Below are 14,352 nucleotides of genomic sequence, written 5' to 3'. Positions count from 1 at the left end.
TCCTGCGCGGTCTTTGCGGTGTTCCTATATTTCCTAATGCTTGCAAGAGGTGCCTGTTCTGGTCTTTCATAGGGAATGGTTTGAAGCTTGAGGCAGTCCATGTTGCAGGATATCGACGTAATTGCGTGGGATTTTGACGGGGTTCTCAATCGTAACATTATCAATGACCGCTTTATCTGGGTACAGCAGTTTGAAGAGGATCTCGGCATCTCATGGCACACCTTTGCTCAGGAGATGTTTACGGATGACTTCAACGAGGTTCTGGTTGGGCATGAGGATCTCAGAGACCTTCTCTCCCGTTGGGCGGATAAGACCGGCTATCCCGGTGACCTTGATCATTTCCTGCTGTACTGGTTTGAAAAGGACGCCCACCCGGACTTTGATCTGCTGGCCTTAATGCGCAAGCTTACCAAGACCCATGTCCGCCAGGTGATTGCGACCAACAACGGGGCGCGGCGTACGCGCTATATCGAAGAGCAGATGGGTTACAAGGATCGTGTGGAGACGGTGTTTGCCTCCGGGCGTATGGGTGTGGCCAAGCCCAGCGCCGAGTTTTTCATACATGTTACCAAGGCCCTTAAGGTTCCTGCCAACCGGATGCTTTTGATTGATGACCGGGAAGAGAACATTATGTCCGCGTTGGATATGGGGTGGCGGGCGCTGCATTTTACTCCCAACACCCGCGAGCAGATCATCAAGGTGCTGGGGTCGTTTTAGTGCATCTTAGTGGGTCTCTTACTTCCTCACCGCTTCCCATGCCATCTTCACCAGAAACTGCCTGTCTTTATCACAGACAACCCGCTCAGTGCTTAAGAGCGTATAGGCCGGGCCTACGATGAGCGCGGAGGCAACGGACCAGGGGATAGGTTTTACAGCTCCCAGCACTTGCCAGGTGGCATAGAGTGCCTCTCCCTGCAAATGAACGTTCTCCATCTGTTGCTTGATGGTTTCGAACTCATCTTCCGTCTGGGCTTTGACCTTCAGCTCCTCAAAGAGGCGAAACAGATCAGGATTGGCACTGCCCCACCGCAGCAAGCCATTGACGGAGGCTTTGATGGTGTCTTCAGCGCTAGCGGTTTGAGGCGTGTTGCGTGTCTCTCTGGTCCAACCGGCGACCGCCTGATCCCATAGCGCGACGGCAATATCCGGTTTTCCCTTGAAGAAGTGATAGATGCTGCCGGTCGTCGCGCCGCTTTTGTTGCGTATTTGTGCAATCGAGGTGCTTGTGTAGCCCTGTTTTAAAAACAGCTCCAGCGCCGCATCCAGTATGGATTGATATCTGTTGTTTTCATTGGCCACTAGAACACCATTCCAACCCTGACGAGAGTACCGCTCTATCTCAAGTTAGAACGCCATTCTAATATATGAGCGCAGTGTCAGGTCTGCAAAGAAGAACCGTGGCAGTGCAAAGAGACCTTTAAAAGCAATGGAAGGATTTGAACCTGATGCGTCGTGTTTTTGAGTTTACAGGTCTTGCGTGTCTTCACCTGAGAAGCAGCCATCATTCTACGGAGAAACGTCTTCAGAAATTGATGCCTTTTTTCAAATGGTTGGCTAGCACTTCCAGGCTTAGATTTGCCATTTTGTAAAGGTCTTCATGGGACATGCCGTGCTGTACCATGATGGAAAGGCCCTCAAAGATCGTTGCGTAGAACTTGGCCAGTGATGTGGCTTCGTCATCAGTTTGAAGCTCGCCTTTGCACTGGGTGAATTTGTAGATGAAGTGCTCCATGCCTTCGAGCTTCATCTTGCGCAACTCCTCCGACAATTCCGGGTCCAGCTCTGCGATGTCCATGAGGGTATGGAACCGCATGGCAGTGCCAGCATCATATTGCTCTCGGGAGAGTTCAATAAACTCGTAAAGCACAGCTTCAACTGCCGGGTACAGTTCTGAGTGGAGCGCGAGCACAGACCGGAGCTGGCGATAGAATTTGGAGAAATACCAGTGCATGGCAGCTGCACAAAACTGCTCTTTGGTGGCAAAATGCTTCTCGATAAAGTCTCTTGAGCTTCCGCTTGCAACAGCAAGGTCTTCCAATGTGGAATGCTGGAACCCTTGCAGCATAAAAACCTTCACGCAGGAATCTAAGGCGGTTTCGAGTTCAGGTGACAATTCACCATCGCGTATGGGATCTAATGAGGACATGGCGCCAGTATACGTTTTGGGTGGGAGGCAGCAATCTCGTTCTCCCGCTATGGGAAATGAGTACAGAAGAGGTCTCTCCCGTCTTGGTGGATTTCTTTCATCTTCTGTAAAGAGCTAAGGCAATGGGCGGTGAGAAGGCAGAGGCACTCACTTTGATCTCTTCTTGGAGCCCTTCTTTTTCTTGGGCTGGCCGGTCTTCATATGCGCTTCCAGAACGCCGAGACTCACAACTGCAACCTTGTACATCAGATCACACGGGGTTCCGTATTTGATCAGCTCATAAAGACCTTCAATCACTGTCAGGAAGTAGTGTGCCAACACCTCGATGTCGGCGTCGTCCTTGAGCTCCAGCTTGCACTGCTTGAACTTGTCGAGAACCTGATGTTCCCAGTCATCCTGCAGTTCCTCGAAGGAGTTTTTGACGAACTCATCAACGTTGGAAATGTCAATGAACGTGCGGACAAATAACCCTTTGTTGGCGTGGACCTGATCGCAGCTGATTTCGATGAAAGCAAACAGTACCGCTTCCATGGCCGAATAGATGTCCTGGTGCATGGCCATTTCGGTGCGCATGTGGCGGCTGTACTTGATGTAGTACCAGCGCATGGCTTCAGCTGCGAGTTCCTGCTTGGACGTGAAGTGTTCCTTCACACAGTCTCCCGAGCATCCGGCGGCTTTACCTATATCATCCAGAGTGCAAGTTTCGTAGCCCTTGAGGAGAAAGACTTTGACGCACTGGTCGAAGAGCCTTTCGATTTTGGGAGTTACGTTTCCGGCCTCTATCATATCGCACGGTCTCATGGCCGCGAGTATATGGTGTCGGAGGGTCTCCTCAACGCTGTTTTGGTCACATGGAAAACAACAGTGCAAAGACATAGGGCTTACTGCACCTATAACTTTCACCTTCTGTAAAGGATTTGAAACGACTGCGATTGAGTATTCTTTTGAAGTATCCTTACACGCCTCAAAATTCTCATGTTCACTTTATGTTCCGGATCTTATATCGACAGAGAACATAAAGATAACCTTTTAATTGATGCGGTAGGAATCCAGGACTTTCATGCTCATATCAACCACGCGATAGAGCTGTTCTTTTTTGGCGCCATCCTTACATTGACTGGCCAGTCCCTGCAGGGTTGCTGCATAAAAGCGGGCGAGCGTTTCGATATCAGTACCGGTCTTGAGGCTTTCTTTGCAATCAGTAAGCTTGCGCGTGATCGCAACCACCATGGTGTTGCGCAGATCGGTGATCTCTCTGGTCAGAATACTGTCCTGGGTGGAGATCTCCAGTAAGCCAGATGACAGAAGGCATCCGTCTGACTCTGTTTTATCGCAGAGCACATCGACACATTCGTAAAGGGCGACACGAATGGCATCACAGCAGTTGGAATGCATAGCAAAGCCAGAAAGCAGCCTGCGGCCATAGTTTTGCAGGTACCACCTTGTGGCTGCTGCATAGAGTTCTTCCTTATTGGAAAATGCCCCTTCTACAAATTCATGAGGAACGCCCATGGCGTCCACGACATCATCTAGGGAAGTGGCATCATAGCCGCGCTTCCAAAACATTTTGACCGAGGCTTCCAACATGGCCTCTATGTCCGGAGATATTGTTTCCACGTGCATTTCATCCTTTATAGGCATAAGTACATATTACGCGGCCATGGATAAAGAACAACCGATTATTAATGCTAGGAAAATTACGATTAAGGCCTGATAGACAAGATCCGGACAAATTGAGTATTTCGCCTTTTCGCAGCCTCATTTCGCGCCGGATTTGAGCGTTTTATTTCACAAAAAAGCGGACTGACACTGAGGGCTGCCAGTCCGCTTGTTCTGATCGTTTTTGCTCACATGCACTAGTGTATGACAGGCTGGTTCTCCAATCTTTCAAGGCTGGCATCAGCGAGATTATACAGGTCGGTGCGATCTACCCCATCACAAGCCTGCTTAATGAGGATCGCCATGACTTCGGTATAGAACTCAGCAAGCTCATTGGGTCTAAAACCCGAGGTGAAGCGCTGTTTGCAGTTCTCCAGTTTTTGATAGATGCGTCCGTGGACCTGCTCTTTGAGGTGCGCCATTTCTTTGGCGATGACGCCGTCGGTATCAGAAATCTCCATAAGCTCAACAGAGAGCAAACTGCCATGTGGGCAGTCATCTTCGCAAAACAGTTCAATGCATTCGTAAAGGGCAATACGGATGGCTTCGACAGGGTTGGAATGCATGGCAAAGCCGGAAAGGATCTGATGCTCGTATCTGGTCAGATACCATTTGACCACATTTGAGAACAGATTGGCCGTGTCATGAAAGGTCTTGGATAAACGCTCTGTTGGAACGCCCGTCGCTGTACTGATTTGCCCAAGCGACGTTGCTTCCACCCCAAAATTTGAGAACTCGTGGATGGAGGCTTCGAAGGTTTTTGTCAAACTGATCGGGGTCGGTCGGTTCGTCTTAACGGTCTCGATTTGCATCGAAAATCTCCCGTATCTTTATTGAACGAGCATTCAATCTTAGGCCCATTTACGTATGCAGCAACTTACCCTCAGGCGAACGAAATCTATCCTTAACAAAGAGGAGCGGTTTGCCTCAGCTTTAGTGAAAAATGATGTAACCAACTGTTGTGGTGTTATATTATTACGATTTATTTTATCGATTCTTTGTTCTGCTAAAGGAGTATGACCTAACGTCTGCTGTCTTCGATTGTGGCAAGATTTCGATGGTTTGTCGCAGCGAAATAGAAGCCTGTTACAAAGTCAATCAGGGCAATTGAGTGTCCAGATTAAAGCGGCAGGCTGAGACGAGCCATGATTGCCTGCCCCAAAGCCTCAGTTCAAAAAGCCTTTTGAAAAAATACAACTCAAGGGGGGGCAAAAGTTGACAGGCACCCTCACCTAAAAAAAGAGCCTGACAGATGTTCATTTCTGTCAGGCTCTTCGGTCGAAATGTGCTGGGCGTACTCATTTTCGGTAGGCTTCCAGCAGCTCCAGGCTTAAATCTGCCACGCGGTAGAGCTCATCGCTTGGGATGCCGTCTGCTGCCTGACTGGCGAGGCCTCTGAGCGTTGTGATGTAGAAGCGCGCCAGCACGGGTATGTCTGCAGTGTCCTTCAAGTGGGTCTTGTTGCTGTTCAGCTTCATCAAGATGGTGGCGTAGACCTTACGGCGCAGAGACAGCAGCTCCGAGATCAGGATCCGGTCACTGTTGTTGACGGCTGCCAGAGCGTAGGACAACAGCTTGGCGTGCTCACACTGCTTGTTGCAGAACAGTCCGATGCATTCGTAAAGCGCACCGCGCAGGGCTTCCGTGGGATTGGAGTGAAGCGCAAACTCTGACAGGAGCTGTCTTCCATACTGATCCAGGTACCACATCACTGCAGTGCGATAGAGATGTTCTTTACTCTCAAAGTTCTCATTGAGGAAATGATAGGAAACACCTGACTGGCGGCACACATCATCAATGGACGTGCGATGCACACCGAGGCGCCAGAATACTTTGAGGGATGCTTTGAGTGCTTCCTGCATTGACTGTGGGAACGTCTCGGTGAAGTTAATGGTTTCACTATCCATCGTCAGCCTCCCTTGGTGTTGGGCAATCCATACCAAAAGCATAGGTGACAGGAGGCTTGGAACAACAAACTCAAGAGTGCATGGGAAATACCCTTAACAGTATCATTCACGATACTCTGATATATTATGTAAATGACATTCTTTAGTTTGCGTAATATTGCAAAATAAAAAAGGCGTGATTGCGTAATTTTATTAGCAATTCACGCCTAATAACGCAATTTTTGCGCCATTTCCTTTATCAGAAACGACGAGATGCCTGCAGTACGCTCAAACTGTGTTCTGCGATTTTATGCAGTTCTGTCGGGCAGTTAACGTCTCTTGCCTGAACAGCCATGCCTTGAATTGTGGCGCCAAAGAAGCTGGCAAGGGCCGGAAGGTCAGTTCCTTCGACAAACTGGGTTTCACAGGCTTTAAACTTATCTGCGATGATCTTGATGGTTTGCTGGCGTAAATCAGCCAATTTACGTGCCAATGCGCCTTGAGCATTAGAACTTTCGACCAATCCGGTAGCGATCATACAACCAGAAGGATGGTCTCCACCGACGAAAACCTCCACACATTCATAAAGAACGGTCCGGATTGCTTCATAAACACAGGAATGCAGAGCAAGGCCAGACAGCATTTGCCGGCCATAGCTTGCCGAATACCTGTCGATTGCAGCCAGGTACAGTTCCTCCTTGGAGGAATACGCTGCATACAGACTTGGTGGTGTAATACCCATGGCAGTGACTAGCTCATTTATCGAAGTCGCCTCATAGCCCTGTTGCCAGAACAGGACACTTGCGATCTCCAGTATTTTTTCTTTATCCAACCGACGGGGTCGACCGCGGGGGGCTTTTTCCATTTCCATAGCGATCACTATATATATTGATTGAAATTTTAATCAATCATAGTTTTACCAAGGGTCTTCCTTGGGTTTCTGGCATTATATCACCTCCTTCACCCACACATTACTGATGCATATCAAACTGTTATGCAAAAACCCGTAGCCGATTTCGCCGCGTTTTGGTGCCTGTCTCTCCGGCTAAGGTATAATGACAGATTGTCGCAGCCCCTTGCGATTTGCTGGGGTGTTCCCCAATACCCCAGCGGTAACGAGGTCCAATGTTCAGCTTCCTCTTTCACGTATGGGATTAGGGTGTCTCTTTCTTTGCCCCACAAAAAAGAGCGGCTCTGAGGCCGCTCTTGATGTTGCGTTTGCTTTGAGGTGTGGCGGTGGTTACGCCTTAACGGCTGCAGACAAGCCCAGCAGGCTTTTGGAGTCGAGCACGTTGTCCAGGTTGGCCTGAACTTTAAACATTCCGCCTTCACCAACCTTATAGCCAGCCACACCGGTGCAGGCTTTTTGCACCGTCTTACCGCCCATCACCTCAGAAGACAGGCTCATCAGAGCGTTTTGCGCTTCTGTGCGCTGTCCGTAGATCTGTGGCACAATCGACTTATCATTTTGCGGACGACCTGCATTCAGGCTTTCCACTTCCATGAGACGCGCTTTGACGGCTGCATCCAGATAGCCTGTACGATCCTTGCCGGACATGCAGTTGATTGCAGGAACAGCTCCGGTTTCATTGGCAATCAGGTTGACCAGAACGGCAACTCCATACGCATTGCCTGCGGAACGGCGCTGCTTGCCATCATTGACCGCCTCATGCAGCTGGGTGCTGTAACTCTCAAGACGGGCAACTTTACCTGGATCGTTGGCCCCTATTGCATCGGCTTTGGCCTGCTCCACCATTTCGTCCAGTTTACCAATGAGCGGTTCGTTGTGGTTGTCAGCCCATTTCCAGCCGGTGAGACGATCCCCCAGATGTTTGCCGATGGAGCCAGAGAACAATCCCAGTTTCGCAAAGCCGTTGACGCCCATGCTGAACGGCAGCACTTCGACCTCTACATTGACTTCAGTTATGCCTTCACCCGGCAAGTCTACCGTGATGGTTTGCTCGCCCTGTGCGCGGCCCCATGCTTCCTGCTGGCCGGTTTCATAGGTCTTTGCCTTGGATGCTGCGGTCAGCAGTGAGGTTGAAACAATTTTCAGCGGGAAAGGCTCTCCCGGGTGATCTGTGCGCCATGCTACAATGTCAGCTGCTTTGGTGGATGCTGCTGCTGTTACCACTTCCTGGGTTCGGGTGTCTGCGCCCTTTGTGGCCAGCTCAGCATCATGTTTGACGCCGAACGGGAAGTTCACGCCATGACGGACTGCTGCGTAGGAGGTGGTTTCGCCTTTCAGCTCGCTGACCCACAGGTTTACCGCGTGATCTGTTTCAGAGGTTGCCGTTGAGCTGATGCCGTGTTTCTCATCGGCCTGATAGCCCCCTGCCAAAACTTCCAGTTTTGCTGCTGGTGTAGTGGTGGCTGTGAAGGAGCGCTCTGTCAGCGCAGCATCGCCAGAGGCACCCAGTTCTCTTTGCGTTGCCACATCCAGCTTGACGGTCTCAGTCGTGGTCTGCCAGTTGGCCTCAGTCTTGTTCAATGACTGGGTTATGTGAGCGGACATGTGCTGCTGAAACTCTTTCTTCAGCGTTTTGATATCACTCTTGGAGAGTGTTGTTCCCTCAGCAGAAGCTGCCAGTTTGTAAGCTGAGATGACTTCCTTCTGGATGTCTTTGTTCAGTGCTTTGGAAGCCTTGGCGACACCTTTGATATCATCAGGATTTTCTGCAATCTTTGCATCCAACCGATCAAACGCTTCGTTGATGCCCACTTCTGCTTTGATCTCGAAGACATCACCGTTTCCACAAACACCAGCACTCAGCAATTCTTTAACAGCGTGGTGTGCGGCTGGTCTTACATGGGTTTCGGCCCGTTCCTTGATGTTTTCGACAGATGTCGCAAGGCTCTTGTTGTTTTCGGTAAACTGAGCTGTTTTTGTGTTCACCAACTGTTTAGTGGCACCCGCTGCAGCCGGAGCGGTTTCCGCTTGGGATGCACGTGAACTGCCCGTGAAGAACGCCTTGATGCGGGTGAGGACGCTCTGGGTCTCTCTGCCCTCTGCTGGCGTGTTTACACGTGCTGCCAAGCTGTGATGGGAAGAGCCTGAGATTTTTTCTCTAACATATGCAACAATTTTAAACAGGCCACCATCCTGGCTCCGCACTTCAGTTGATTTTACGGCTGTGTTTTCAGCGGTATTGGTGTTTGCCTGATTTACAGATGTAGTTTCAATAGGTTGGACAGTTGTCGATGCAGCGACCGTCGGAATTCCCATGCCTAGTTCCCTTAGTTTTGTCTTTTAGCGGCGCTTTGAGCGCGTTCTTGAGACAAAGCATATGGAAAGCTGAGAGGCGTGATGTGCCCTTTGGCACGCCTGTGGGTTGATTGTCTCTGTTAGACAGAGTTCAAATCAAACATCCCGTTTAAAGGAGCACCCGTGTCGAACTTTCAAACAGCCGCTAATGAATTCCTTGAAAGCATTGATTTAAGCCCGATGCTGGAGGATGACCTCGACGGCGAACTCGTGCTTGAAATTAATCAGAATTTCTCTCTGGTATTCGGCTTTGATCAGACCACAGAAACGTGCGTGCTCCGCATTCTCTTCAATGACTTGCCAACTGATACCCGTGTTCTCACGGAACTGCTGCAAAACAGCAATACGCTGGATGTGGCGGGTTACAACCTGACCTTTGGCCTTGAGGTTGCCTATTCCTCAGCCTATGGCGAAATCCGCATTCCAGACAGCGACATCGACGTCACGCATCTGAAGCAGGTTTTCCCGGTCTTCCTTCAGGTCTCAGAATGGTATGCAGAAGTGAAAGCCGGTGCGGCCCCTGAGTTGTCGGGGCAGGACCACCCGCAAATGTGGATGTAACTCCTGAAGCTGGCCTCGTGCCTTTGAGACAGAGATAGCGCAAAAACAAAGCCAGCTCCGCACAAACGGAACTGGCTTTGCTAAATTCACTCGGTTTGCTGAGATCAGCGCATGGCTTCTACAGCTGCCTTTGCGCAGGCAGCGTCATTTTCCATGGAGCTGCCCGCAACACCGATGCCGCCTACCAGAGCACTTTCACCCACAATGATTGGCAGGCCGCCTGCAATACCCAGAATACCCGGGAACTGTTTGAAGACCGGTGCCTTCTCCAGAACCTCGTTCACCTGCTCTGTTGGCATGCCCCAGGACAAAGATGTGTTTGCCTTGAGCGTTGCGCCTTTGTAGCTGGCAGGCAGAGCCTCATCCATGCGTGCAGACGCCACAACATCCTCTCCCCGATCCAGAATAACGATGGACATGTTCCAACCGTTTTCCTTTGCCAGAGCCACACAGGCGCTTACGCCTTTGCCTGCAGCATCAAGGCTCAAGTAAGGACGGGTATGGTCCTGAGCGGTTGCCGCGCTTGCCACCAGTGCCAGAGATGCCCCTAAAAGAAGCGATTTTGCATTAATATTCATGAATTTATCTCGCGTTCCGTTTTCCCACGTGCGCGCGGACTTAATTTTAAAATTGTGTCCGAAGCAAGGGTGCCCAGCGCAAACCTGAGTTTATCCAGTAACTTTTATGAACTGCCTGACGATACGATGGAATTTTTGACAAGAAAAGACCCGCCTGACGCAATCAAGCATCAAGCGGGTCTCTTTTGAATTCAGCAGACAGCTGAAATCACTGAGCTAAATTAGCCTACGACTTCGGTGCCGGAGAACCAGTAAGCGATTTCTTCAGCAGCTGTTTCAGGAGCGTCAGAACCGTGTACGGAGTTTTCGCCGATGGACAGAGCGAATTCCTTACGGATGGTGCCTTCAGCAGCATCTGCAGGGTTGGTAGCGCCCATGACTTCACGGTTCTTCGCGATTGCGTTTTCGCCTTCCAGAACCTGAACGATGGTTGGAGCGGAAGACATGAATTCTGTCAGTTCACCAAAGAAAGGACGCTCTTTGTGTACTGCATAGAAACCTTCGGCTTCACGCAGGGACATCCAAACGCGCTTGGATGCAACAACGCGGAGGCCAGCTTCTTCGAGCTTAGCGGTGATAGCACCGGTCAGGTTGCGCTTGGTTGCGTCCGGCTTGATCATGGAAAACGTGCGTTCAATCGCCATCGTTATTACCTGCAGTTTGTCACGAGCTTGCGAAGGGCAGCTCTCATTAAAAATCTTTTTCCTGTAGCGCCTTAACAAAGCGCCACAAAGGTTCGCGCGAGATATACTTAAACTCTCCCTTAAAAAGCAAGAGGGTATATCCGTATTCCCACGTTGTCCTGCGTGAAAACTGCAGAAAACAGGCGATTATGACTCATTGATGACGGTTGTAATGCTGTTATCAGCCCTGCTCCGAGGCACCCCTCCCGTCTCTTCCTTATGGCCCCCTTTGATTTTAAGGGGAGGTTTTCCCAAGGAGGCAATGTCGCGAATGCAGGCTTTTGGCGAAAAGAGTTGAGGTTCCAACAGGTTCTGGCGCTGCATGGACAACTACGTCTTTCGGGTTGCGACTACACGTCTCCCCCTACGGCTGATTTTGTTTGAGATGGGTCAATTTATAGAGGTTCAAAGGCGTGCATTGTTCTTGCAACAGACATAGCAAGAGGACACCCCTATGAAAGCAGCATTTGTAATGTATGCCTCCTATAACAAGTGGGCTAACGATCTATTGCTTCAGGAATGCGACCAGATCACTGCGGAAGAGTACCACCGTGATCTTGGCGTTTATTTCAATTCCATTCATGGCACCATGGATCACCAGTATGTGGCAGATAAAGTCTGGCTTTACCGCTTTACCGGCCAGGGCGACCCGATTGACAGCCTTGACGAACAGTTGACCGGCGACCTTGCAACCTTGCAGGAAAAGCGCCGTCTGTTGGACGATCGTATCTGCTCGGTAATTGATCAGATGCAGGAGAAAGACTTCCTGCGCACCATGATCTATCGCACTGTGCGCAAGCCACTGGTGATGCAGCAGCCCCTTGGCGCTGCGCTGTTCCACTTCTTCAACCACCAGACCCACCACCGCGGACAGGTGCATGCCATGCTGACCCAGCTGGGCCGGACGCCTGCGGCGCTGGACATGATCTACTTCCAGCGTGAGACCGGGCAATGGATGGCAAAAGAAGAGGACATGATTACCGCCTGACGAAAGGCAGCTGATTTCGCCTGATAATCAGGCGTGTGCTCTTGTTTCTCCCTGAAGAGGTCAATTATGATCTGGTATTGATCATGATCTTTTCAGGGATGCATTTATGGAGCGTGTTACAAAGCCCGGCAAACAGTCCGCTCAGGCGCCCTTGCCTGATGACGTTGCGGCGGTGTTTGCCGCTTACCCTGAGGACAAACGCGTCCGCCTGCTGGACCTGCGCTCGCTTATCCTGGACTGCGCCCAGCGCTTACATGGCCCTTCCTCTTTGACAGAGACCCTGAAGTGGGGTGAGCCTTCCTATCGCCCTTTGCCAAAACATGGCGGCACCACGGTGCGCCTTCACTGGAAACCCAAGTTTGGCAATCGGGTCGGGCTGTTCGTGCACTGCCAGACAACGCTCATCGCCGACATGCGCACGCTTTATGGCGATGTGCTCTCATTTGAGGGAAACCGGTGTTTGTGGGTGCCTTCCGATGGCGATTATCCGCGTGATGCGGTTGAGCATTTTGTGGCTGAGGCGTTCAGGTATGGGAAGAGGTAGGCTTAGCGGCTATTAAAAATGCGCAGAAACCTGTGATTTGCCTGCATCTGTAGAAATTTATTCGATCACGCCTCCTCTCAAGACTTGCCAAGCGTATCTTAAGGGGGCAAACAGCGTGGCATGCTTCAGGTTTCTAATCTTACATATCGCATTGCCGGGCGTCTTTTGATCGACAATGCCTCCGTTACTATTCCAAGTGGTGCGAAAACCGGTCTTGTCGGGCGCAATGGCGTTGGCAAGTCTACGCTGTTCAAACTGCTGTGCGGTGAGCTGTCCGTTGAGAGCGGCAGTGTGCACATGCCGCAAAAGGCCCGCGTGGGTCAGGTGGCTCAGGAAGCGCCGGGCACGCAGGAAACGCTTTTGGAAGTGGTTCTGGCGGCTGATACGGAACGCACCGCTCTTTTGGCTGAGGCCGAAACGGCTGAAGATGCGCACCGGATTGCGGAGATCCATACGCGACTTGTCGATATTGAGAGCCACAGCGCTGAAGCGCGGGCCTCTGCGATCCTGAGCGGACTGGGCTTTTCTTATGACGAACAGCAGCAGCCGTGTGCCAACTTCTCCGGTGGTTGGCGTATGCGTGTTGCGCTTGCAGCCTTGTTGTTTTCCAAGCCAGACCTGATGCTGCTTGATGAGCCGACCAACTACCTCGACCTTGAGGGTACGATGTGGCTGGAGAACTTCATTGCGCGTTATCCGTATCAGGTTGTTCTGATCAGCCATGATCGCGACCTTTTGAACAATGCGGTCGACAGCATCGTGCATATGGATGGGGGCAAGCTCACCTTCTATCGCGGTGGTTATGACAGTTTTGACCGTCAGCGCCGTGAAACCATTTTGCTGCAGAAGAAGGCGGCTGATAAGCAGGAAAAGGCACGCAAGCACATTCAAAGCTTCGTTGACCGTTTCCGCGCGAAGGCTACCAAAGCGAAACAGGCGCAGTCTCGTATCAAGATGCTTGAGAAGATGCAGCCAATTTCCGTGCTGGATGAAGGTTCAGGACTGGAGCTGCACATTCCGCAGCCTGAGGCCAAGCTTTCTCCGCCGATCATCAAGCTGGAACAGGCTTCTGTTGGCTATGATGACACGGTGATCCTGAAGAACCTGACGCTGAACATTGACCATGACGACCGCATTGCTCTTCTTGGTGCCAATGGTAACGGTAAATCGACCTTCGCCAAGCTGATTGCCGGGCGCCTTGGATTGATGTCTGGTGATATGACTAAGGCCACCAAGCTGAGCACTGCGTTTTTTGCGCAGCATCAGCTGGATGACCTGATGCCGGAGAGCAATCCGATTGAGCATGTGCGTCCGCTAATGCCGGGTGCGTTGGAATCCAAAATCCGCGCGCGTGTGGACCGGTTTGGTTTGCCGACAGACCGGATGCTGACCCCTGCCAAGGATCTTTCCGGTGGTGAGAAAGCCCGGTTGCTGCTGGGCCTTGCCACGTTCCACGGACCGAACCTTGTTATCCTCGATGAGCCGACCAACCACCTTGATATCGACAGCCGCGAAGCCCTTGTGCATGCGATCAACGATTATGACGGTGCGGTCATTCTCATCAGCCATGACAGGCATCTGGTAGAGGCCTGTGCAGACCGGTTGTGGCTGGTTGCCGATGGTGGTGTAAGAAACTTCGACGGCGACATGGCGGAGTACCGCAAGCTGATCCTGAAGGGCGACAGTGGCTCCAAGTCCAAAGTCGCGGTTGAGGAGGACAGCGAGAAAGCGAATGCGCAGGCGCGCCGTAAGGAAGCTGCTGAGCGCCGTGCCAAAACTGCACCGCTGAAAAAGAACATTGAAGCTGCGGAAAAAGAGATCTCCAAGTACCAGAAGTACATCAAAAAGCTAGATGCCCTGCTGGCTGATCCGCGCATCTACACCGAGGCACCGGACAAAGCAAAACAACACGCCATCCGCCGTGCCGCCTATGTGAAGGTGCTGGAAGAGACCGAAGAGAACTGGCTGAAGATGTCCGCTGAACTGGAAGAGCTGACAGGCGGCTAGGCTTATCGCTTTCGAGAGATTGTTATGCCCGGGAC

16 protein-coding genes are annotated in these 14,352 nt (G+C 51.2%); 6 read left to right on the top strand and 10 right to left on the bottom strand.

The window, feature by feature from the left end:
- The first annotated feature begins 99 nt into the window (after positions 1–99).
- Positions 100–717 carry an HAD-IA family hydrolase gene (locus PsAD46_RS14970; RefSeq protein ID WP_063288465.1) on the top strand — a complete coding sequence of 206 codons (618 nt, stop codon included), beginning with the start codon at positions 100–102 and terminating at the stop codon, positions 715–717.
- An 18-nt stretch (positions 718–735) separates the two neighbouring features.
- On the opposite strand, the gene PsAD46_RS14965 is transcribed toward PsAD46_RS14970, so the two are convergent.
- From PsAD46_RS14965 to PsAD46_RS14955, 3 genes are all read right to left on the bottom strand, one after another.
- A complete protein-coding gene (locus tag PsAD46_RS14965; protein ID WP_057465341.1) occupies positions 736–1,299 on the bottom strand; it encodes a TetR/AcrR family transcriptional regulator in 564 nt (187 codons plus the stop codon).
- Positions 1,300–1,522: 223 nt separating this feature from the next.
- Complete coding sequence (locus PsAD46_RS14960) at positions 1,523–2,065, bottom strand: TetR/AcrR family transcriptional regulator (RefSeq protein ID WP_063288464.1); 543 nt, start codon at positions 2,063–2,065, stop codon at positions 1,523–1,525.
- 228 nt (positions 2,066–2,293) lie between these two features.
- Complete coding sequence (locus PsAD46_RS14955) at positions 2,294–2,830, bottom strand: TetR/AcrR family transcriptional regulator (RefSeq protein WP_244273218.1); 537 nt, start codon at positions 2,828–2,830, stop codon at positions 2,294–2,296.
- Between PsAD46_RS14955 and PsAD46_RS28610 the strand changes: the two genes are divergently transcribed.
- Complete coding sequence (locus PsAD46_RS28610) at positions 2,786–3,058, top strand: hypothetical protein (RefSeq protein ID WP_244273220.1); 273 nt, start codon at positions 2,786–2,788, stop codon at positions 3,056–3,058. The two genes, PsAD46_RS14955 and PsAD46_RS28610, sit on opposite strands and share 45 nt — an antisense overlap.
- Before the next feature lie 117 nt (positions 3,059–3,175).
- On the opposite strand, the gene PsAD46_RS14950 is transcribed toward PsAD46_RS28610, so the two are convergent.
- The 5 genes from PsAD46_RS14950 to PsAD46_RS14930 form a co-directional block, all read right to left on the bottom strand.
- Positions 3,176–3,769, bottom strand: coding sequence for a helix-turn-helix domain-containing protein (locus PsAD46_RS14950; protein WP_244273214.1), 594 nt, complete (start codon positions 3,767–3,769; stop codon positions 3,176–3,178).
- Positions 3,770–4,002: 233 nt separating this feature from the next.
- Entirely contained in the window at positions 4,003–4,617 is a 615-nt protein-coding gene (locus PsAD46_RS14945) for a TetR/AcrR family transcriptional regulator (protein WP_057465344.1), read from the bottom strand.
- 486 nt (positions 4,618–5,103) lie between these two features.
- A complete protein-coding gene (locus PsAD46_RS14940) occupies positions 5,104–5,712 on the bottom strand; it encodes a TetR family transcriptional regulator (RefSeq protein WP_063288462.1) in 609 nt (202 codons plus the stop codon).
- A gap of 238 nt (positions 5,713–5,950) precedes the next feature.
- Positions 5,951–6,562, bottom strand: coding sequence for a TetR/AcrR family transcriptional regulator (locus tag PsAD46_RS14935; protein ID WP_208980904.1), 612 nt, complete (start codon positions 6,560–6,562; stop codon positions 5,951–5,953).
- 369 nt (positions 6,563–6,931) lie between these two features.
- Positions 6,932–8,917: an inositol phosphate phosphatase SopB gene (locus PsAD46_RS14930; RefSeq protein ID WP_063307254.1), complete on the bottom strand. Its 1,986-nt coding sequence runs from the start codon at positions 8,915–8,917 to the stop codon at positions 6,932–6,934.
- 162 nt (positions 8,918–9,079) lie between these two features.
- Here PsAD46_RS14930 and PsAD46_RS14925 point away from each other — a divergent pair, with 162 nt between their 5' ends.
- Complete coding sequence (locus PsAD46_RS14925; protein ID WP_063307253.1) at positions 9,080–9,517, top strand: hypothetical protein; 438 nt, start codon at positions 9,080–9,082, stop codon at positions 9,515–9,517.
- Positions 9,518–9,621: 104 nt separating this feature from the next.
- Here the strand turns inward: PsAD46_RS14925 and PsAD46_RS14920 are convergent, their stop codons facing one another.
- Complete coding sequence (locus PsAD46_RS14920; RefSeq protein WP_057465349.1) at positions 9,622–10,095, bottom strand: heme-binding protein; 474 nt, start codon at positions 10,093–10,095, stop codon at positions 9,622–9,624.
- A 221-nt stretch (positions 10,096–10,316) separates the two neighbouring features.
- Positions 10,317–10,739: a nucleoside-diphosphate kinase gene (gene ndk / locus PsAD46_RS14915; RefSeq protein ID WP_057465350.1), complete on the bottom strand. Its 423-nt coding sequence runs from the start codon at positions 10,737–10,739 to the stop codon at positions 10,317–10,319.
- Positions 10,740–11,232: 493 nt separating this feature from the next.
- Between ndk and PsAD46_RS14910 the strand changes: the two genes are divergently transcribed.
- The 3 genes from PsAD46_RS14910 to PsAD46_RS14900 all read left to right on the top strand — a co-directional run bounded on the left by PsAD46_RS14910 (position 11,233) and on the right by PsAD46_RS14900 (position 14,317).
- Positions 11,233–11,766, top strand: coding sequence for a DinB family protein (locus PsAD46_RS14910; RefSeq protein ID WP_057465351.1), 534 nt, complete (start codon positions 11,233–11,235; stop codon positions 11,764–11,766).
- Between the two features lie 106 nt (positions 11,767–11,872).
- A complete protein-coding gene (locus tag PsAD46_RS14905; protein ID WP_063307252.1) occupies positions 11,873–12,310 on the top strand; it encodes a DUF1801 domain-containing protein in 438 nt (145 codons plus the stop codon).
- Positions 12,311–12,430: 120 nt separating this feature from the next.
- On the top strand, positions 12,431–14,317 hold the full coding sequence (locus PsAD46_RS14900) for an ABC-F family ATP-binding cassette domain-containing protein (RefSeq protein WP_057465405.1): 1,887 nt from the start codon (positions 12,431–12,433) through the stop codon (positions 14,315–14,317).
- Positions 14,318–14,352: the final 35 nt, after the last annotated feature.

It is taken from the genome of Pseudovibrio sp. Ad46, from assembly GCF_001623065.1.
GTDB lineage: Bacteria > Pseudomonadota > Alphaproteobacteria > Rhizobiales > Stappiaceae > Pseudovibrio.
Note: the sequence above shows the minus strand (reverse complement) of the source record. Positions and strands in the feature narration are given on the sequence as shown.

Excerpts from the sequence above, each read along its gene's own strand:
- ndk (WP_057465350.1), bottom strand. The coding sequence starts at position 10,739 with ATGGCGATTGAACGCACGTTTTCCATGATCAAGCCGGACGCAACCAAG.
- PsAD46_RS14920 (WP_057465349.1), bottom strand. The coding sequence starts at position 10,095 with ATGAATATTAATGCAAAATCGCTTCTTTTAGGGGCATCTCTGGCACTG.
- PsAD46_RS14940 (WP_063288462.1), bottom strand. The coding sequence starts at position 5,712 with ATGGATAGTGAAACCATTAACTTCACCGAGACGTTCCCACAGTCAATG.
- PsAD46_RS14960 (WP_063288464.1), bottom strand. The coding sequence starts at position 2,065 with ATGCTGCAAGGGTTCCAGCATTCCACATTGGAAGACCTTGCTGTTGCA.
- PsAD46_RS14935 (WP_208980904.1), bottom strand. The coding sequence starts at position 6,562 with ATGGAAATGGAAAAAGCCCCCCGCGGTCGACCCCGTCGGTTGGATAAA.
- PsAD46_RS14910 (WP_057465351.1), top strand. The coding sequence starts at position 11,233 with ATGAAAGCAGCATTTGTAATGTATGCCTCCTATAACAAGTGGGCTAAC.
- PsAD46_RS14900 (WP_057465405.1), top strand. The coding sequence starts at position 12,431 with ATGCTTCAGGTTTCTAATCTTACATATCGCATTGCCGGGCGTCTTTTG.
- PsAD46_RS14930 (WP_063307254.1), bottom strand. The coding sequence starts at position 8,917 with ATGGGAATTCCGACGGTCGCTGCATCGACAACTGTCCAACCTATTGAA.
- PsAD46_RS14970 (WP_063288465.1), top strand. The coding sequence starts at position 100 with ATGTTGCAGGATATCGACGTAATTGCGTGGGATTTTGACGGGGTTCTC.
- PsAD46_RS14945 (WP_057465344.1), bottom strand. The coding sequence starts at position 4,617 with ATGCAAATCGAGACCGTTAAGACGAACCGACCGACCCCGATCAGTTTG.
- PsAD46_RS14905 (WP_063307252.1), top strand. The coding sequence starts at position 11,873 with ATGGAGCGTGTTACAAAGCCCGGCAAACAGTCCGCTCAGGCGCCCTTG.
- PsAD46_RS14950 (WP_244273214.1), bottom strand. The coding sequence starts at position 3,769 with ATGCACGTGGAAACAATATCTCCGGACATAGAGGCCATGTTGGAAGCC.